General features: G+C 46.5%; 22 protein-coding genes. 21 read left to right on the top strand and 1 reads right to left on the bottom strand.

What is annotated here, in order from left to right; genetic code table 11:
* The 18 genes from D1831_RS14425 to D1831_RS12065 form a co-directional block, all read left to right on the top strand.
* On the top strand, positions 1–463 hold a 463-nt coding region (locus D1831_RS14425; protein ID WP_158610670.1), incomplete at its 5' end, for a hypothetical protein.
* A 788-nt stretch (positions 464–1,251) separates the two neighbouring features.
* On the top strand, positions 1,252–1,986 hold the full coding sequence (locus D1831_RS12145; RefSeq protein ID WP_125073161.1) for a YebC/PmpR family DNA-binding transcriptional regulator: 735 nt from the start codon (positions 1,252–1,254) through the stop codon (positions 1,984–1,986).
* A 157-nt stretch (positions 1,987–2,143) separates the two neighbouring features.
* Positions 2,144–3,064, top strand: a complete 921-nt coding sequence (gene rbsK / locus D1831_RS12140) for a ribokinase (protein WP_125073160.1) — start codon at positions 2,144–2,146, stop codon at positions 3,062–3,064.
* A 110-nt stretch (positions 3,065–3,174) separates the two neighbouring features.
* Positions 3,175–4,152 carry a competence type IV pilus ATPase ComGA gene (gene comGA / locus D1831_RS12135; RefSeq protein ID WP_125073159.1) on the top strand — a complete coding sequence of 326 codons (978 nt, stop codon included), beginning with the start codon at positions 3,175–3,177 and terminating at the stop codon, positions 4,150–4,152.
* The gene (locus D1831_RS12130) at positions 4,091–5,137 is read left to right on the top strand and encodes a type II secretion system F family protein (protein ID WP_125073158.1); all 1,047 of its coding nucleotides are present in this window, start codon (positions 4,091–4,093) and stop codon (positions 5,135–5,137) included. Before comGA ends, D1831_RS12130 begins: the two co-directional genes overlap by 62 nt.
* Positions 5,134–5,472 carry a competence type IV pilus major pilin ComGC gene (gene comGC / locus D1831_RS12125; RefSeq protein ID WP_125073157.1) on the top strand — a complete coding sequence of 113 codons (339 nt, stop codon included), beginning with the start codon at positions 5,134–5,136 and terminating at the stop codon, positions 5,470–5,472. Before D1831_RS12130 ends, comGC begins: the two co-directional genes overlap by 4 nt.
* A complete protein-coding gene (locus tag D1831_RS12120; RefSeq protein ID WP_125073156.1) occupies positions 5,456–5,911 on the top strand; it encodes a prepilin-type N-terminal cleavage/methylation domain-containing protein in 456 nt (151 codons plus the stop codon). Before comGC ends, D1831_RS12120 begins: the two co-directional genes overlap by 17 nt.
* Positions 5,912–5,930: 19 nt before the next feature.
* A complete protein-coding gene (locus D1831_RS12115) occupies positions 5,931–6,092 on the top strand; it encodes a histidine kinase (protein ID WP_125073164.1) in 162 nt (53 codons plus the stop codon).
* A gap of 136 nt (positions 6,093–6,228) precedes the next feature.
* Complete coding sequence (locus D1831_RS12110) at positions 6,229–6,576, top strand: hypothetical protein (RefSeq protein WP_225422882.1); 348 nt, start codon at positions 6,229–6,231, stop codon at positions 6,574–6,576.
* Positions 6,536–6,793 (top strand): hypothetical protein, encoded by a 258-nt coding sequence (locus D1831_RS12105; RefSeq protein ID WP_125073154.1) that lies wholly within the window; start codon positions 6,536–6,538, stop codon positions 6,791–6,793. The genes D1831_RS12110 and D1831_RS12105 overlap by 41 nt, the downstream gene beginning before the upstream one ends.
* Positions 6,794–6,891: 98 nt before the next feature.
* Positions 6,892–7,902 carry a class I SAM-dependent methyltransferase gene (locus D1831_RS12100; protein WP_125073163.1) on the top strand — a complete coding sequence of 337 codons (1,011 nt, stop codon included), beginning with the start codon at positions 6,892–6,894 and terminating at the stop codon, positions 7,900–7,902.
* Positions 7,903–7,914: 12 nt separating this feature from the next.
* Complete coding sequence (locus tag D1831_RS12095; RefSeq protein ID WP_125073153.1) at positions 7,915–9,111, top strand: acetate/propionate family kinase; 1,197 nt, start codon at positions 7,915–7,917, stop codon at positions 9,109–9,111.
* 291 nt (positions 9,112–9,402) lie between these two features.
* The gene (locus D1831_RS12090; protein ID WP_125073152.1) at positions 9,403–10,803 is read left to right on the top strand and encodes an amino acid permease; all 1,401 of its coding nucleotides are present in this window, start codon (positions 9,403–9,405) and stop codon (positions 10,801–10,803) included.
* Between the two features lie 115 nt (positions 10,804–10,918).
* A complete protein-coding gene (locus D1831_RS12085; RefSeq protein WP_125073151.1) occupies positions 10,919–11,527 on the top strand; it encodes a metallophosphoesterase family protein in 609 nt (202 codons plus the stop codon).
* A gap of 66 nt (positions 11,528–11,593) precedes the next feature.
* Positions 11,594–12,979, top strand: coding sequence for a bifunctional metallophosphatase/5'-nucleotidase (locus D1831_RS12080; protein ID WP_125073150.1), 1,386 nt, complete (start codon positions 11,594–11,596; stop codon positions 12,977–12,979).
* A 16-nt stretch (positions 12,980–12,995) separates the two neighbouring features.
* Positions 12,996–13,640 (top strand): YutD family protein, encoded by a 645-nt coding sequence (locus D1831_RS12075; protein WP_125073149.1) that lies wholly within the window; start codon positions 12,996–12,998, stop codon positions 13,638–13,640.
* Between the two features lie 15 nt (positions 13,641–13,655).
* Complete coding sequence (locus D1831_RS12070) at positions 13,656–14,447, top strand: TIGR01457 family HAD-type hydrolase (RefSeq protein WP_125073148.1); 792 nt, start codon at positions 13,656–13,658, stop codon at positions 14,445–14,447.
* Entirely contained in the window at positions 14,431–15,072 is a 642-nt protein-coding gene (locus D1831_RS12065) for a TIGR01906 family membrane protein (protein WP_125073147.1), read from the top strand. The genes D1831_RS12070 and D1831_RS12065 overlap by 17 nt, the downstream gene beginning before the upstream one ends.
* 48 nt (positions 15,073–15,120) lie before the next feature.
* Here the strand turns inward: D1831_RS12065 and D1831_RS12060 are convergent, their stop codons facing one another.
* A complete protein-coding gene (locus D1831_RS12060; protein WP_125073146.1) occupies positions 15,121–15,780 on the bottom strand; it encodes a VTT domain-containing protein in 660 nt (219 codons plus the stop codon).
* Positions 15,781–15,944: 164 nt separating this feature from the next.
* Between D1831_RS12060 and D1831_RS12055 the strand changes: the two genes are divergently transcribed.
* The 3 genes from D1831_RS12055 to D1831_RS12045 all read left to right on the top strand — a co-directional run bounded on the left by D1831_RS12055 (position 15,945) and on the right by D1831_RS12045 (position 17,453).
* Positions 15,945–16,529: a peptidylprolyl isomerase gene (locus tag D1831_RS12055; protein ID WP_125073162.1), complete on the top strand. Its 585-nt coding sequence runs from the start codon at positions 15,945–15,947 to the stop codon at positions 16,527–16,529.
* Between the two features lie 136 nt (positions 16,530–16,665).
* On the top strand, positions 16,666–17,073 hold the full coding sequence (locus D1831_RS12050) for a CvfD/Ygs/GSP13 family RNA-binding post-transcriptional regulator (protein WP_125073145.1): 408 nt from the start codon (positions 16,666–16,668) through the stop codon (positions 17,071–17,073).
* Complete coding sequence (locus D1831_RS12045; RefSeq protein ID WP_125073144.1) at positions 17,070–17,453, top strand: hypothetical protein; 384 nt, start codon at positions 17,070–17,072, stop codon at positions 17,451–17,453. The genes D1831_RS12050 and D1831_RS12045 overlap by 4 nt, the downstream gene beginning before the upstream one ends.
* Positions 17,454–17,930 lie beyond the last annotated feature (477 nt).

Here is a 17,930-nt window from a genome sequence, read left to right as displayed (position 1 = left end):
CCTTAAAAGTAAGAAAAATGTGGTTTACAAAAATGAAGGAATGGGGCTAGGCATCATTCTTGAACAGTATAAACCTAACAAACTTCGTATTATTGACTCTTTAATGAACTGGTCACAAGTTCATGACTATAAAATTACTAAGCAAACTGTTAAGGGAAATACGATGGCTCTCAAGCTCACTACGAAGGGTGTAAAGGGTAATGGTAAAGGTTTTGTAAAAGGAAAAGGTACGATCAGATTAATAAGAACTGGCAAAAACAGTTATATGATTCCCAAAATTTATCAACTTAAATCAAACGAAACACGAATTAACAGGAAGATTGTCAAAAGTGCGGTGAACATGGATAAAGCTGAAAAGCCTAAAGCTAAAGCAATCAAGGGATTTAGAACTGCTACTATTAAATCTTTAAAGTCTCGTAATAATTTGATGCATTATGGTATGAGTCTGTCAGCCTATAAATAAGCTTGGGTTGTTACGGATCTTGTTGCCAGGTAGCACGGAGTAAATACATCATGACTGTACTTTTATATAAGATTGAAACTAAGTAATTGATTTACTGGCGAAATGTGATGGCTACTAAGTTATGCCCATCAAAATAAAAGCTTGTTTCAAGTGGGCGACACTGGGGCTAGACCCTGAAATCGCTCGCTTTTTTATACTTGGCGTATGGTTAATCATAAATCGAATAAACAATGAGAGGAGGAGTCACATTATGTCAGGACATTCCAAGTGTGACCTGAAGCCTCTTTCATATTCTAAGTAGTAGTTTGAAGATGTTGCGACTGTAAGGGTTGAACGTCTTTTTTGTATCATGAGACAATTAGGCATGATTAGTCGAGATTAGCCTGATTTTTTTAAAACAGAGACGAACTAGAGACTACGGCTTGAAAGCTTAAGATCTAGTTGACAGTAGTTAGTAGCGTTGTGGTCTTCTATAAATAATGATTGATAGAGTTACTAACTGAGACTAAGGACAGACGAAGCGATTAGATTCGATTGATTTAATGTTACTTATATTACCTAAAACAGATAAAGTTTTAAGGACTTTATATACTTGCAGACGAAATTGAGACTAGTAACTAACATTTGTTGATATAACGTTACTTTGGCACGGCCAAGTTTTAGTTTTGGAGAATGCAGCGGGGCGTCGTGAAGCGGGTCTAGACCTTGAAATTGCGCCTTTTTTTTGTTATTATACTTAGCGTATGTTTAATCATAAATCGAATAAATAATGAAAGAAGGAGTCACACATGTCAGGACATTCAAAATGGCATAACATTCAAGGACGGAAGAACGCCCAAGATGCTAAACGTGGGAAGATTTTCCAAAAGATCTCCCGTGAACTTTATATGGCTGTTAAAGCCGGGGGTCCTGATCCAGATTCTAACGCGGGATTACGGTTAGTAATGGATAAGGCCAAAGCTGCCAACATGCCTAAGGACAATATTAAACGGGCGGTTGATAAAGGTAGTGGCTCCGGTGCGGAAAACTACGAAGAAGTTACCTACGAAGGTTACGGCCCTGGTGGTATCGCCGTTCTGGTTCACGCATTGACTGATAACAAGAATCGGACGGCCGCAGCCGTTCGTTCAGCGTTCACTCATCACGGTGGTGCGTTAGCCGCAACTGGTGCGGTTAGCTACATGTTTGACCGTAAAGGTTACATCGTGATCAACCGTGAAGATTTAGACACGGATGAAGACACGATGTTGATGGACGTTTTAGATGCCGGTGGTGATGATTTACAATCAAGCGACGAAGCTTTTGAAATCTACACCGATGCCAAGCAACTTGCTGAAGTTCGCGACGCTTTGACGGAAAAGGGTTATAAGTTGGAAACGGCTGAATTGACCATGATTCCTGAAAACTTAACGGATGTTCCAGCTGATAAAGTTGAAAAATTACGTCACATGATCGACGAACTGGAAGATAACGACGACGTATCAGAAGTATACGAAGCTGCTAATTACCCAGACGAAGACTAGTTACGTTAGCGGGGATTATTTAACCATTTAGTGGTTAGATAATTTCCGCTTTTTTTATTCCAGAAAATATTAAGCATCATTCACTGTAAAACGGGTGCGTGGACGGCACGGGTTTGCTAAAATAAGACCAGTTAAAGCGCTGAAGGGACGAAATGATATGAATAAAGTAACCGTACTAGGTAGTTTAAATGTGGATACGATTTTACGCTTTAAACGGTTCCCCAAACCGGGTGAAACGTTACCGTTAGCTGGTAAAAGTATTGCTGGAGGCGGTAAGGGCGCTAACCAGGCCATCGCCGCGGCCCGCGCGGGAGCCCAAACGACGTTTATTGGAAAAGTCGGTCAAGATCAGGAGGGTGAGTTTATGACCCACCAACTGACGGCTAGTGGCGTGGACGACCGCTACGTTTTGCACAGTGACGCGGCCAACACTGGTTCAGCGTTTATTTTATTGGATAATAGTAGTGAAAATCGCATTTTAATCGATGGTGGGACTAATCAGCAAGTGTCGCCGACCGACGTTGAAGCGGCCCAAGAAGCGATTGTCGATAGTGATTTTCTAGTTGCACAATTTGAGACTCCGGTAGCTGCCACGGTCCGGGGATTTGAATTAGCCCACGCGGCGGGAAAACGGACTATTTTAAACCCGGCCCCGGCGACCAAGACGGTCCCACGGGAATTATTAGCCGTTACTGACTTAATTATTCCCAACGAAACTGAGACGGAAACTTTGACTGGAGTTGCCGTGACGGACGAATATTCGATGGTGCAGGGCGCTGAAAAACTTCAGGCCTTGGGTGTTCAGAACGTTATCATTACGGTTGGCAGTAAGGGGGCCTTCTGGATGCGGGGGCCGGAACACGGTTTTGTTCCGGCGTATAAAGTCCACGCGGTGGATACGACCGCGGCTGGCGACACGTTTATTGGCGCGTTGAGCGCCGTTTTGACCCCTGACTTTAGCAACTTAGCCGAAGCGGTTCGCTGGGCCAACCGGGCCTCGTCGTTAGCCGTTCAGCATTTAGGGGCACAACCGTCAATTCCAACTAAGGCGGAAATTGACGCGGCGGAACGAATTTAATTGAATGGTGACCATAAGACAACGACTCAATCTGCGGATGGAGTCGTTTTTTTTCGCACAAACAACGGCTAATTTGCGCAACTAGAAAGTGAAAGGAGCGTGAAGCACAATTGTCGATTGAAAAACAGTTGCAACGAATTATTCAGGCGGCCGTGGCACAGCGGGCGAGTGACGTTTACTGGTTACCGGCTGAGGGTGGCTATCAAATTTTATTGCAGGCCGCGGGGACGTTAAAACCCTTGATGCGAGTCAGCGTAACCACCGCACAACAATTGATCAACCACGTCAAATATCGCAGTAACATGGCCATTAGTGATCACCGGCGACCGCAATTGGGCGCGATGACCCTGACGGTGGATCAACAACCGTTAAATTTACGTATTTCTGCCGTTGGGGATTTTTTAGACCGGGAATCATTAGTCATCCGACTACTGTACGAAATAAATTCAGCGACTTTTCAATACTTGATCCCACCACAACGGGAACAACTCGCGGGGTTATTACACCGTGCGGGCCTGATTTTATTTTCCGGACCGATGGGATCGGGTAAAACGTCAACGATGTACGATTTAGTACGCGAATTACGCACGACGAAAATGGTCATGACGATTGAAGACCCGGTTGAAATATATGAACCCACTTTTTTACAATTACAAGTTAATCCCGCGGCGCAAATGGCCTACCCGGATTTGCTGAAAGTGGGCTTGCGACACCATCCGGACGTTTTTATCATTGGTGAAATTCGGGATGCGGAAACGGCTCAGATTGCCATTCAAGCAGCACTGAGTGGGCACCTGGTCTTAAGTACCCTGCACGCGCGCGGGGTTTACGGAATCGTTCCGCGATTGGCACAGTTAGGGGTGGCACCCGCGACGCTGACCCAAGCCCTCACTGCGGCAACGTATCAGCGGTTAGTTCCCGTAACGGATGGCAGCCTGGCCACGTTGTTTGATATTGTAACGGTCGGCAGTCAGCTCACGCAATCGACCACTAATTTAATGACGCACAAATGGGGGCAGTTGATCGATGAACAATTTGCAGCGGGGCGTCTCGGTGCTGACACGGCCCATCAGCTTAAGGAAGCGTAACCGGTTAAAACCAACCGTCCAAGCCACGTTATTTGAAACGTTGGCCGATTTATTACAAAACGGCTTCTCACTGCGTTCGGCCATGCGTTTTATCGTGGATGTCCAGGGGCCCGCGTTTAAACCGTTACGACCGGTCTTATCGGCGTTAGCGGCTGGTGATAGCTTGGCCGCGGCACTCGCGCCCTTCATTGCGGTCGACTTGTATTACCAATTGTTAATTGCGGAAATGCACGGTCAATTAACCACGACCCTGATTCAGGCGGGACAGTTAATGCGAACTCGCTCCAACCAGGCGCAACAAATTCGCCGGTTGTTACAATACCCGTGTTTATTACTAGTTTTATTAATGGGAACCTTGATCATGGTTAAAACCGCGGTCTTACCAAATTTTAGCGGTTTAACCAGCGCACCGGCGCAGGCGGTATCTTGGCGCTTGATTATTGGGAGCGGTTGTACCGTCATTGGGTTAGGAATGGTGATTACGATCGTTCAATTAAAGCGGCTACCCGTTCGGACCCGTTACCGGTGGCTAGCACGCTGGCCGTTAGTGGGACCGCTGATTAAGACCTACACTGGTTATTACTTAACGTTAAACGCGGGGATGCTGCTCTCCGGTGGGTTAGGTATCCGGGCGATTTGTGAGGTCAGCCACCGCTTTCGTGCGGATTCGTTATTACAGCAACAGGGCGTGTTTATTGAACGGAGTTTGTTAGCCGGTCATTCCTTAGCGAGCACGATTCGAGCAGACGTCCTGTTACCCGACGAACTGGCACTGTTAGTCAGTAAGGAAAGTCCGACCGAACAGCTGAGTCAGGAATTGGTTTACTTTGCGACCGTTCAATACGAGCGGTTGATCCGCAAACTGAACCGGTTGATCAGTTGGATCCAGCCGGCGATGTTTTTAGTGATTGCCTTAGTGATCATCGGAACTTATTTAAATATTTTGTTGCCAATGTACAATTCAATGGGGGAACTTTTAAAATGAACCGATTAAAACGACTGTTAAAGAAGTCCGCGGCACCACAGCGGGGGTTCACGCTTTTGGAAATGGTGGTCGTGTTGGCCATCATTGCATTACTGATGCTGATCGTCATCCCTAACCTAAATGATCAACGCAAAACGGCTTCGCAACGTTCCGACGCGGCCTTGAAACAAGTGGTTCATAATCAAGCGGAAATGTACGCTAACGATACGGGTAACCCGATTAATGACGTTACACTTGAAAAGTTGCGGGATGGGGCCTATTTAAATAGTAATCAGTATAGCCGGGCCAGTACGAAACAAATCAAACCGGTAGACTCACATGCAGCGTCGAAATAACGGCCGCTTAGGGTTTACGCTGATTGAAACGGTGGTCGTTCTCGGGTTACTTGGAACCTTATTGGTGATTGGTGTCGAGCGGTTTCCAACTCGTCAGCGTCAGCTAAACGATGAGAAAATGTTTTGGCAGCGGCTGGATATCTTGTGGAAAGAACAAGCTTTGATTGCGAGTACGACGGGTATCCAGCAAGTGGTTAATTTTTCACCTTTTTGGCGCGAAGTAGTGTTTGTGACTAACCAAAAACAGCATGCAAGCCGGACGACAAGATTGCCATTACCGAAGACAATGACGATTCAGGGTAAGGAGACAATTCCAATTTATAAAAATGGTCATCCCCAGCCCGCAACGGTCATTTTTCGGTCGCAATTACGACCGCACCAGAAGCAAAAATTTCGTGTGTTGATGGGGTGGGGGGAATACCAAGTTGATACGGAATAGAACTGATAAGGGGTTTATTATGCTTGAAACGGTGGTAACGCTGATGATTTTATTGGGGGGCTTGATTAGTTTTGAAGGAATGGAGATCATGATGCAACGACGTGAACGCCAAATGATGACGCGGATAAAGATTGCTCGCCAACGGTATGAACGCGCCCACCTCGAAATCATTCATGACTAAAGTCCGGGGGTTTACATTAATTGAAGTGGTTATTTCGCTGAGCACCCTACTGATAATTGGGTCATTCTTTTTTCAGGGACGGACCAACCTATTGCGGCGGCCACAAGTTGATCTACCCACGCTGGAGTGGTACCTGATGTTGCGTGAGCTTGAAAATCCCGACCACGCGTTGCAAGTGACTGATATTAACACTTTAAAGAGGATTACATTTGAAAAGAGGATGCCGGTTGATGTGCCAGGGCCAAAAGATAACTATTATTTGCAGTTTAAGAATGGTGCAAAACAGTTGATATTTTTTAAAAAAGGAAATCATTTTAACTTAACTTTAATGCACCATGTCAAATCATTTCACTGTGACGTTCACCATAATCTGTCGGTGGAAACTGAACGGGGAGAGCGGTTTACGGCCAAACTATTAATTCCCGATAAAGGAGAGGTTACGGATGAAACCGCGATTGGGAACCATGCTGCTATCAGTCATTAGTTTGTTGATCATTGGCGGGGCGTTTGAAGCTCAGCGTTACGCTAATTTTGTGGAACGGCAAAGCATGTACCGCTTGATTATTCAATCGTTCGAACACCCGGAGCAAACGGTCGATGCGGTGGGTAGTGATGTGCATAACCGCACAAAGTTGAAAATCCAGTCGTCTTCCAAGGCGGCTAAGTTGTTAAGCAAATGGGCGTTAACCAATGAGAAATGACTAAATTTTACGCGCTTTGACGGGCCCGGTGCTTGAACTCACCTTTTAAAATCGTTAAGATGTAACAGGATTTAAGTTTTTTCGAAGAGGTGAGCATTCTGGCACAAGCAGAAACTGAGACGCTTTTTAAAGTCTTAGACCAATCAGTAACTATTTTAATGCAACAATTATCAGTTTCCTACGTTGACGCGTTGATTGAAACTGGCGATAACTTATTGAGCCAGTCCGTGCACGTGGAGGATGGGCAACCCGATGAACAGCACGTTGCCACGTTACAACGGTTGTATCAATCCGTTAATTTGCAGCAGTTTGACGCGGAGACGATTCGCCGTGCCATTCAGTTGGCCCTGCTTAAGGCCATTCATAACGACCGGGTGGATCCTAATCACCAAATGACGCCGGATTCAATTGGCTTATTAACGGCCTATTTGATTGCTAAGTTAGTCGGCCCCGTCGACGAGTTATCAATTTTAGACATTGCCGTGGGGACGGGGAACTTACTCACAACGGTCATTAATCAACTGCAACCGGAGCGGCAAACGCCGATCAAGGGTTACGGGGTGGATAATGATGATAACCAGTTAGCCATTGCGGGGATGAGCATGGATTTGCAACAATCCCCGGTTGAACTATTCCATCAGGACGCGCTAGACCCATTGTTGATGCCCAAGACCTTGGTAGCCATCGGGGATCTACCCGTTGGTTACTACCCGTTAGACGAACGGGTCAAAAACTACGAGACCAGCGCTACAAATGGCCATTCGTACGTCCACCACTTGATGATGGAACAGGCGATGTCGCAGCTCGTTCCCGGTGGTTGGGGTGTCTTTTTAGTGCCAACCAATATTTTTCAATCACAGGAAGCGCAGGGCTTACTCAAATGGATGAGTTCGGCCGCTTATTTGCAAGGCCTGTTGAACTTGCCGAAGAACTTGTTCTTAGACGATAAGTCCCGGAAGTCGGTCGTGGTGTTACAAAAACACGGCGCCAAGGCGCAACAGGCTGGTAAAGTGCTGCTGGGCGAATTTCCGTCCTTTGAAGATAAGCGGGCGTTTGAAGTCTTTACGGCACAGATTGATGAATGGGTCGGTCAAAACATTATTCGTTAGGAGTGGTTCAACGTGGGGAAAACGATTGCAATTAACGCTGGCAGTTCAACGTTAAAGTTTAAGTTGTTTGAGATGCCGCAAGAACGGGTGATTGCGAGTGGCGCTATTGAACGAATCGGGTTGGCGACCTCCCCGGTACACATCCGTTACGGTCTGGATCATAAGTATCAGGAAACGGAAACCGTGCCGGACCACTTGGCCGCGGTCAACATCATCTTGGATGAACTGATTAAGTTACACATCATTGAACGCTACGATGAAATTACCGGAGTGGGGCACCGGGTCGTAGCTGGTGGTGAACTTTTTCATGATTCCGTCTTGATCACGGACAAGGTGTTACAACAAATTGAGGCGTTGTCGGAATACGCACCGTTGCATAATCCGGCTAACGCCATCGGAATTCGGGCGTTTAAGAAAGTGTTGCCGAACGTTCCCGCGGTGGCGGTCTTCGACACGTCGTTTCATGCAAGCATGCCGGCGGTCAACTATTTATATTCGCTACCATACCAGTATTACGAAAAGTACGGTGCCCGTAAGTTTGGTGCCCACGGAACGAGTCACCGCTACGTTGCGGGCCGGGCTGCCAAGTTATTAGGGCGACCCCTTGATGAGTTAAAACTGATCACGCTACACCTTGGTGCCGGTAGTTCAATCACGGCAATTAAAAACGGCCGTAGTTTAGACACGTCGATGGGTTTTACGCCGTTAGCCGGGATTACGATGGCAACGCGTTCGGGTGACTTAGATCCGTCACTAATGGCGTTTTTGATGAAAAAGCTGCGTATTCAGGATCCGGACGAAATGTTGAAAATTCTGAATACTAAGTCCGGATTACTGGGGATTGCTGGTTCCGCGGACATGGCCGAACTGGAACAGCGGTGCGACCATGACGAACGGGCGCAGTTAGCCATCGATATTTTTGTCAACCGGATCGTAAAGTACGTTGGGGCTTACTTGGCAGAACTGCAAGGTGCCGATGCGTTAGTGATTACGGCGGGAATCGGTGAGCGGGATGCCAAGATGCGGCAGCGTATTGCGGATAAGTTGTCCTATTTTGGAGTTGAAATCGATCCTCATAAGAACCAGGTTAGCGGCGTTGAGCGGGACCTCAGCACGCCGGATGCCAAAATTCGGGTGATCCTGATTCCAACGGATGAAGAATTGATGATTGCTCGTGATGTTGAACGAGTAGGTCATCCACAAGCTTAATGTGAACGGGTGGGTCGTGCGGTGCACGGCTCATTTTTAGATTGTAAGGTGAAATTTGTTCAACAATGTGTGTGATTGATTCACTTAATTCATGTTAAAGCGTTCGTTAGTTCACCAAGGAACGTAGGCGCGTAAAAGCCCGGTGGAACGTCATAGGCAAACGCTTACGGACCCAACCGGTTTATCTTATTAATCAGTTTTGGCCTAGACCAATATTGAAAAATCACCGAGCGCACCCTTTTGAACGGGATAAAAATCCCCGGTATAATACGGTTCAAGGGGAGTGCTGATATGAAGAAAGAAAGTTCACAGCCCGAGAAGACCCAACTTTCTCGCGGCCTAAAGAGCCGCCACGTGCAGTTGATTGCCATTGGCGGGACGATTGGGACCGGCTTATTCTTAGGTGCCGGTCAATCCATCCACTTAGCTGGTCCGTCCATTTTAATTGCGTATTTAATCACCGGATTAGTCTGTTTCTTACTGATGCGGGCACTCGGTGAATTATTATTATCTGATTTAAATACGCATTCGTACATTGACTTTATTAAGCAATACTTAGGTGAACGGGCCGGATTCGTTGCCGGTTGGACTTACTGGGTGTGCTGGATCACCATCGCCATGGCGGAGATTACCGCTGCTGGTGAATACATGCAGTTTTGGTGGCCTAAGTTACCACAGTGGCTGCCCGGTTTAGTCATCTTGATTTTACTGTTAGGTTTGAATTCGATTAACGTCTCAGCGTTTGGGGAAACCGAGTTTTGGTTTGCAATCATTAAAATTGCGGCCATCATTGCGTTAATTGCGGTCGGTGTAGGCATGGTGTTGTTCAGTGTGAAAACACCAGTTGGTCACGCCAGCCTTAGCAACTTAGTTAATTACGGTGGCTTTATGCCCCACGGAATTAAGGGCTTAGTATTGTCCTTTCAAATGGTATTGTTCAGTTTTATTGGGATTGAAATGGTGGGGATGACCGCTTCCGAAACTGCGGATCCTAAGACCGTGATTCCTAAAGCCATTAACGATATTCCGTTACGAATTATTTTGTTTTACGTGGGTTCGTTGTTCTTCCTAATGGCGATGTACCCGTGGCAATACTTTTCAGCGGCCCATAGCCCGTTCGTCCAGGTGTTTACTAACTTGGGCATTCGTTCCGCGGCGGCCATTATCAATTTCGTGGTCTTAACCGCGGCGGCGTCTAGTTGTAACAGCGCGTTGTTCAGTACCGGGCGGATGCTGTTCTCACTGAACTACGGTGGAAAGTCAAAGTTTGCTAAGCGGATGGGGACCCTCTCTACGCGACAAGTTCCCCGCAACGCCCTCTGGGTATCGACCTTAGTTATCGGCTTAGCCGTAATCCTGAATTTACTGATGCCGGGGAAGGTGTTCTCCCTGATTGCGAGCGTCTCAACGACTTGTTTCATCTTTATCTGGGGCGCCATTGTTTTGGCGCACATTAAGTACCGTAAGCAGGCTGGGACCCACGTAGCGACGAAATTCCGGATGCCACTCTACCCGTTATCCGATTACTTCATCTTAGTTTTTCTCGCGTTCATCGCGGTGGTGCTATGCCTGAAGTCGGAGACGCTGATTGCGTTGATTGCAGCGCTAATTTGGATTGGCGCGTTATACGTAGCTAAATCGGTTGGTGACCGCGTTCACAGTAAAGTAGAAGAAATTAAAGAAGACGAATAAACTAAACGGCAGCCCATTGTGGTTGCCGTTTTTGTTTCGGATCATGACAGTGTCTTTTCAGGGCGCAAGCGGTACAATTGTAGGGAGCTTGAATTTAGATAATCGAGGTTGAACTATGCAATACTTTACATCCGATACGCATTTTTACCACGCTGATCTACTGGGAGATAACGACTTTGCACCGCGGCCGTTTCCGGACGTTGAAACCATGAATCAAACCATTGTTGATCATTGGAACGCCCGGGTGACCGATAACGATACGGTTTATCACCTCGGTGACGTGGCACTGTACTTTACCCGACCACCGAAATTATCCTATGAACGGGTACTTGCTATCCTGGCCCAGTTACACGGTAAAATCGTGTTTATTAAGGGAAACCACGATTCACGGGCGTTTTTTAAATATTTAGCCGCGCACGACCCCCAACTGAATGGTCATCCTAAATTTGAATTTCATGATGTTGGGGTGTTGATTAAGTATGACCACCGGCAATATTATATGACGCATTACCCGATGATGATGGGAATCGTTAAGCAGATCATTAATTTGCACGGGCATATTCACCATTACGCGGTCAACGTGAAGGAAAACATCAACGTGGGCGTGGATACGCCCGAAAAAGACTATATTGACCACCCAGTTCCGTTCGGGGCCCCGTTCTCACTAGATGAAATTGAACAAATGGTGAATGGCAAGGCGATTGATTTCGCTAAACGCCAGTAAGGCCGCTTGACCGGTTTGGTGGAATGCTTTAGGATTAACGAAGATAATTAATGAGAGGCGACGGACATGGGTGAAGACATTACCATTTTGCATACGAATGATATCCACTCGCACTTTGAAAACTGGCCACGGATTCGGCGCTATTTATTAGCGCAGCAAGCACGGCAACGGACCGCCGGCCAACCCGTGATCACGGTCGACCTTGGTGACGCGGTTGACCGCGCGCACCCGTTATCGGAAGTGACCCGGGGACGGGCCAACGTGGATCTGCTTAACCAAATCGGCTACAACGCCGTTACGATTGGGAATAATGAAGGGCTGGGACTGACCCATGAAGAACTGAACAAGTTGTACCGTGGAGCCAATTTTGACGTGGTGTTGGGTAATTTGACTGATACTCAGACGGGGGCGTTGCCGGATTGGGCGTTACCGGGTAAAGTGATTACAACTAAGGCTGGGACCCGGGTTCTCTTATTGGCATTTACCGCACCGTTTACGTTGACTTATCCACTCAATGGTTGGACGCCCGCCAGCGTAAAAAAACGGCTGCCCGAATTGTTGCAACAATTTGCTGGTCAGTACGACGTGCTGGTGATCTTGTCCCATTTAGGGATCAACGTGGACCGCTGGTTAGCCAAGCATTTTCCGTCGATTGACGTGATTATCGGGAGTCACACCCACCATTTGCTGGTCAACGGGGAGCACGATCACGGGGTCTTGTTGGCCGCCGCCGGCAAATATGGTGAGTATGTTGGTCAAATTAAATTAGCAATTGATCAACACCACCGCGTCATTAAGGCTGAGGCGGGAACGGTTGCCACCGCCACTTTACCGGTAACGGCGACTGATCAGCACGAGATTGATCATTGGCAGCATCGGGGGGAACAACTCTTAGCTGAACGGGTGGTTGCCCGTTCGCCCGAACAGTTGAATCCCCACTGGCACCATGCCAGCAAATTAACGGCCCTGGGACTTGCCGCCATTACCAGTTATGCTGGTACGGACTTAGGCATGCTCAACGGGGGCCTGTTTATGCGGGACTTACCAGCTGGGCCAGTTAATTTGAACGATTTGCATACCATGCTGCCCCACGCCATGCACGTGATTCGAGTCACCTTAACGGGGCAAGACCTCTGGCGGCTAGTTTACGAAATGGAACTCGTGCGGCCGTTTTTGAATAAGTACCAGATTCGCGGGATGGGCTTTCGGGGTCAAGTTTTTGGTTACATTCAATATCAGGGCCTTAAATGGCAACCCGAACGGCACCAGTTACTAGTTAATGGTGAGTTGGTGGACTTTAAACGAACGTATCAGATTGCGTTATTAGATCACCATTTGTTCATTCCGTTTTTTCCGACGTTAAACATTAGCGGTCAAACTGAAATTTTGTTTAAACAATTTTTACGGACGGTCGTCGGCGACTACTTAGCTGCTGAATGGCCAATATCATAAGAAAGGTGGTGTCCGTGTGAATCGCGATCACATTGATGAACTTGCCGAACAACAAGCTGAACGGCGACGGAATCTCTACCACGGTTTACGGACCGACAAGACCCACATTGAAGTTAATAAACACCCCTTTGAGCTCGTCTACGACTATCGGCAGGGGTTTGATTTAGATAAATTTGTGGAACGCTTTAGTCCGATTTTAAATAAGTACGATTACATCGTTGGTGACTGGGGCTTCGAACAACTCCGTTTAAAGGGCTTTTTCCGCGATGATATGAAGGACGTGCAACGGGCGCAAACGATTGGGGCGGTCCAGGATTACTTGTATGAGTACTGTAACTTCGGGTGCGCCTACTTCATTCTAAAAAATGAACGGGTGATCAAGCCGAAACGAACCAGTCACCCACGCAAGGATGAACGGCGTCACAAACGTGGTAATAACGCTAACCATAATGGTGGTAACCAGTCGCGCGGTCGTAGTAATCGCAGTAGTAGTCGCAGTAAACAGCGACGCAAGGCGAAGAGCTTTACGACCAAGCAGAAGGCCGCGCCGTTCACTGAAAAGAAACGGACGCCGGCGAAGGTTACGGCCGGCAGTGGCAAACAGGCCCGGACAACGAAGCAGTCCAGTGGTAAACGGCATTTTACAATTCGACAGAAGTAGAGAGAGGTATTTTGATTGGGAAAGTATAAGGGATATTTGATTGATTTAGACGGAACGGTGTACCGGGGGCGTGAACGGATTCCGGCAGCCAAGCGCTTTATTGAACGCTTGCAAGCCAGTCAGACGGACTTTTTGTTGGTTACTAATAACACGACGAAGTCCCCCGAAGACGTGGCGGATAATTTAGCTCATAACCACGATATCCACGTTAGCCCGGCTAACGTGTATACCGCGGCTTTGGCGACCGCCGATTATGTAGATGATTTGGCCGGTGATGGCGAGAAAACGATGTACGTCATTGGTGAGCTGGGTTTGAAGGGCGCGATGCTTGAAAAGGGCTTTACGTTTAATGAAAAGGACCCGCGTTTTGTGATTGTTGGTTTGGACTACGATGCCACCTACCATAAGTTTGAAATGGCAACGCTGGCAATTAAGCGCGGCGCCAAGTTCATTGGAACTAACGCGGATACGAACTTACCCAATGAACGGGGACTCGTTCCGGGGGCCGGTTCCGTTATTGCGATGGTTGAACGGGCGACGCAGCAACGGGCGACTTACGTTGGCAAGCCGGAAACGATTATTATGCAGAAGGCGGTTGACCGCATCGGACTGGACAAGCACGACTGTGTTATGGTCGGTGACAACTACATGACGGATATTTCGGCGGCAATTAATTTTGGCATTGATTCGTTATTAGTTTACACCGGGGTGTCGACCCCCGAACTAGTTGCTAAGCAAACAATTAAACCAACGAACGAGATCAATTCGCTCGATGAATGGGATTTGGACAATGGTGTGGCTAAATAAGCTTAAAAATTGGGGCCAGTGGCTCAGTCTGTACCTTTGGTTGGTCAGTGGAACCATTATTTTAACGATTAATGCGAGTTGGTTGTATTTTGTTAACGCGGTTAGTCAGAAATTGGGACCGAGTGTCAATTTATCACTCGGTCGTTTAATGACCAACTATTACCAACTCTTGGCGTACCTTAACTTTCCGTGGGTGCCTAAACTAGCCATGAACGATTTTACGGATTCAATCGGGGCGCTCCGGCACTTTGCCGACGTTAAGAACCTGTTCATGCTGGATTACGGTGTCTTTATCGTCACCAGTGTGATCGTTTATTATTTCTACCGGCGGTTAAAGCGCCAGCAACAACTGTGGCGTTTCGTTTTACCGATGCAAGCAGCACTCTGGGTGCCCCCGTTAGTTGCTGTAATCATGGCGGTTAACTTTGACCAGTTTTTCGTTTTTTTCCACGAAGTATTATTTCGCAATTCTGACTGGCTCTTTGACCCACTCTATGATCGAATTATCTTGGTTCTACCGGATACGTTCTTTTTACAGTGCTTTGTGTTGGCGTTTGTCATCATTGAGTGGTCGTTTGCTTACTTCTTATCAGTAGGCAAGTGCGCACTAAGAGACTTAGATTAAAAAAAGTGGCTCACCAAGTTGAAGGTGAGCCACTTTTTGGTTGTTTATTTAGTCTTCATCTCCCGCTGGGGTTTTGCCAAAGCGGGCTTTAAGCGCAGAAAAGACGGCCGGAATTAAGGAAACGAGGATAATTCCGATGACGACCATTGAGAAGTGTTCTTTAACAAACGGAATGTTACCAAAGAAGTAACCACCGCCACAACAGAGGACGACCCAGAGAACACAGCCAATGACGTTGTAACGAATGAACTGCCGGTATTCCATGCGGCTACTTGCTGCCACGAACGGGACGAAGGTCCGGATAATAGGCATGAACCGCGCGATGGTGACGGTGATTCCGCCGTGTTTCTTAAAGAATTTTTCAGATTTTGCGAGCTGTTTTTGATTGATGAGCTTTCCAAACCAGGACGTTTGAGTCAGACGTTCACCCAGCGAATGACCAATTAAGAAGTTTAACGAGTCACCCGCGAGTGCCGCTACGAGAAAGAGGATCACAAATGACCAAATGTGTAAGCCGTACGTCGGGTTCGCTGCTAAAGCACAAGCCGCAAAGAGTAACGAATCACCCGGTAAGAAGGGCAGAATAACGGCCCCAGTTTCAATAAAAATGATGGCAAACAGGATTAGGTAAGTCCAAATACCAAAACTATTAACAATGGTGACTAAGTGCTGATCAATGTGCAACACGAAATCAATTAGAAAACTCATGGTTACCTCCAAGTAATGTAAAATTGTTCTGATATAGAATACCAGATAATGTCAGTGAATACTATGGTTGACACCGAATCGCAACTAAAACCTTACAAATTACTGGTATTTGAATGCATTCTCTTGTATTATCGAGATATTCTATGAAGAAAACGGGTGATTTTGTGGCTTATCCACAATTAGATTTATCGCAGGTCGAAGGACCAAAGGCAACGATTAAGACCAACTTTGGTGATATTCATGTTCAGTTATTCCCTAAACAGGCGCCAAAAAGCGTGGAGAACTTCGTTGGTTTAGCAAAGAAGGGCTACTACGACGGGATTATTTTTCACCGTGTAATTCCTGATTTTATGATCCAAGGTGGCGATCCAACTGGTACCGGGATGGGTGGCGAGAGTCTTTGGGGCAAGCAGTTCGAAGACGAATTTTCACCAGAAGTTTTTAACTTACGGGGAGCGTTATCAATGGCTAATGCCGGTCCCAATACTAACGGTAGTCAGTTCTTCATTGTTCAGAAGCCGCAATTGGATGCTGGGATGGCTGATCAAATGAAGCAAGCCGGTTACCCTGAAGAGATCGTTACCGCTTATGGTAACGGGGGGACGCCGTGGTTAGATTTTCGCCATACCGTTTTCGGTGCGGTCAGTGACGGCATGGATATCGTTGATAAGATTGCAACAACTAAGACCGGAATGCAGGACAAACCAGTTAAGGACGTTGTTATCGAAACCATTACGATTGAAGATTAATTAAGTTCAGTTCAGGAACCCGGGAAGTTGGGGTTCCTTTTCTTTTACTTAGAATTTTGAAATTTGTTGGTCTCAGGTTATAATTACAAATGATTATTGAAGAACGTCAAACAATCAATGGAAAGGAGTCGCTTAAATGAGTAACTATCGAATTGGCATGCAAGTTCACGGGCGGGTAACCGGTATTCAACCGTACGGTGCGTTTGTAACGCTGGATGCGGAACATCAAGGCTTGATTCACATTTCAGAATGCCACGAGGGGTACGTGAAAAGTGTTGCTGATTACCTAAAAGTGGGACAGACGGTTGACGTGGTCATTTTAGACATTGATGAATACACGGGCAAAATTAGTTTATCCCTGCGGTGTGTTGAAAATCGGCCGCGGCATACAACCAACGACTTAGAAATTTACAAAACGTTTCGCCATAAACATTTCTGGACAAACCGGCACGTGCACGCCGGCTTCGAACCAATTGCTAATCACCTTGACGGGTGGATCAATGATTCTTTACACCGATTAGACGCGAAGGAGCCAACACAGTGAAAAAACAAGTTGCCGGTACCATTATTAAGAATGATTCACGCGGGACAAGTTTTTTAGTTAGTCGTGATCAACGGGGGGGCTATTATTTTTACCATCTCGCTGTTCGTGAAAACCAATCACCGCTTGCATCGGTTTTGTGGGAACTGCGTCACAACGTTGGCATTGACGTTGACCAGTTACGGTTATACGATTCAATTATTGCCGAGATTAGTGGTGAGAAGGTTGCGGTATTTGTATTTGACCACTTGGCAATTGACGAACGGGTGGAGCAGTTGTTTGAAAAACGCGGGTTGGCATTTGTACCTGCGAGCCAGTTGCACCATCTTTTTGAGAGTGTCAACGTGGGTCAAACTTCACCGATGGAAGATTTTTCAAAATAATTGAAATAAATACTTGACCTGCATACTAATACTTGATAAGATGTATCTTGTCGCTGCGGAAGAGCTATTAAACAGCTTGCCGGCAACGATTAGTATCATCTTCAATTGATTGAACGGTTATGTATAATTATTCAATTAATTCAAAAAGCTATTGACATGGTTTGAACGTCATGCTAAGATATATCTTGTTGTTGCGAACCGGTTAATGGATTTTGTGATGACGAGTTGATTAGATGAGTTATTGACGTTTCACGTTATGCATAGTTATTCAGCTTATTAAAAAAAGTTGTTGACAGCTTGAAATTGAGATGATATTATAAAACAGTTGTGTTGAGCTAATCAACTTAACAAATTAGACCTTTGAAAACTGAACAAAGTTTCGACGAATCAAATGTGTAGGGTCTCTTGAACTTGATTCAAGAGCAAAACATTTGCGAAGTCAATTCGCTAGCAAATAAATTTTAGTACAACATTAAA

Origin of the sequence: Lactiplantibacillus garii, from assembly GCF_003885105.1 — a bacterium.
Classification (GTDB): Bacteria; Bacillota; Bacilli; order Lactobacillales; family Lactobacillaceae; genus Lactiplantibacillus; species Lactiplantibacillus garii.
The sequence above is the reverse complement of the archived record's forward strand: the minus strand, read 5'-3'. Positions and strand labels throughout refer to the sequence as shown.

What these genes read in the sequence shown, in the direction of transcription:
- D1831_RS12145 (WP_125073161.1), top strand. Translation starts at nt 1,252, where the DNA reads ATGTCAGGACATTCAAAATGGCATAACATTCAAGGACGGAAGAACGCC.
- rbsK (WP_125073160.1), top strand. Translation starts at nt 2,144, where the DNA reads ATGAATAAAGTAACCGTACTAGGTAGTTTAAATGTGGATACGATTTTA.
- D1831_RS12130 (WP_125073158.1), top strand. Translation starts at nt 4,091, where the DNA reads ATGAACAATTTGCAGCGGGGCGTCTCGGTGCTGACACGGCCCATCAGC.
- comGC (WP_125073157.1), top strand. Translation starts at nt 5,134, where the DNA reads ATGAACCGATTAAAACGACTGTTAAAGAAGTCCGCGGCACCACAGCGG.
- D1831_RS12120 (WP_125073156.1), top strand. Translation starts at nt 5,456, where the DNA reads ATGCAGCGTCGAAATAACGGCCGCTTAGGGTTTACGCTGATTGAAACG.
- D1831_RS12115 (WP_125073164.1), top strand. Translation starts at nt 5,931, where the DNA reads ATGCTTGAAACGGTGGTAACGCTGATGATTTTATTGGGGGGCTTGATT.
- D1831_RS12110 (WP_225422882.1), top strand. Translation starts at nt 6,229, where the DNA reads ATGTTGCGTGAGCTTGAAAATCCCGACCACGCGTTGCAAGTGACTGAT.
- D1831_RS12105 (WP_125073154.1), top strand. Translation starts at nt 6,536, where the DNA reads ATGAAACCGCGATTGGGAACCATGCTGCTATCAGTCATTAGTTTGTTG.
- D1831_RS12090 (WP_125073152.1), top strand. Translation starts at nt 9,403, where the DNA reads ATGAAGAAAGAAAGTTCACAGCCCGAGAAGACCCAACTTTCTCGCGGC.
- D1831_RS12085 (WP_125073151.1), top strand. Translation starts at nt 10,919, where the DNA reads ATGCAATACTTTACATCCGATACGCATTTTTACCACGCTGATCTACTG.
- D1831_RS12080 (WP_125073150.1), top strand. Translation starts at nt 11,594, where the DNA reads ATGGGTGAAGACATTACCATTTTGCATACGAATGATATCCACTCGCAC.
- D1831_RS12065 (WP_125073147.1), top strand. Translation starts at nt 14,431, where the DNA reads ATGGTGTGGCTAAATAAGCTTAAAAATTGGGGCCAGTGGCTCAGTCTG.
- D1831_RS12060 (WP_125073146.1), bottom strand. Translation starts at nt 15,780, where the DNA reads ATGAGTTTTCTAATTGATTTCGTGTTGCACATTGATCAGCACTTAGTC.
- D1831_RS12050 (WP_125073145.1), top strand. Translation starts at nt 16,666, where the DNA reads ATGAGTAACTATCGAATTGGCATGCAAGTTCACGGGCGGGTAACCGGT.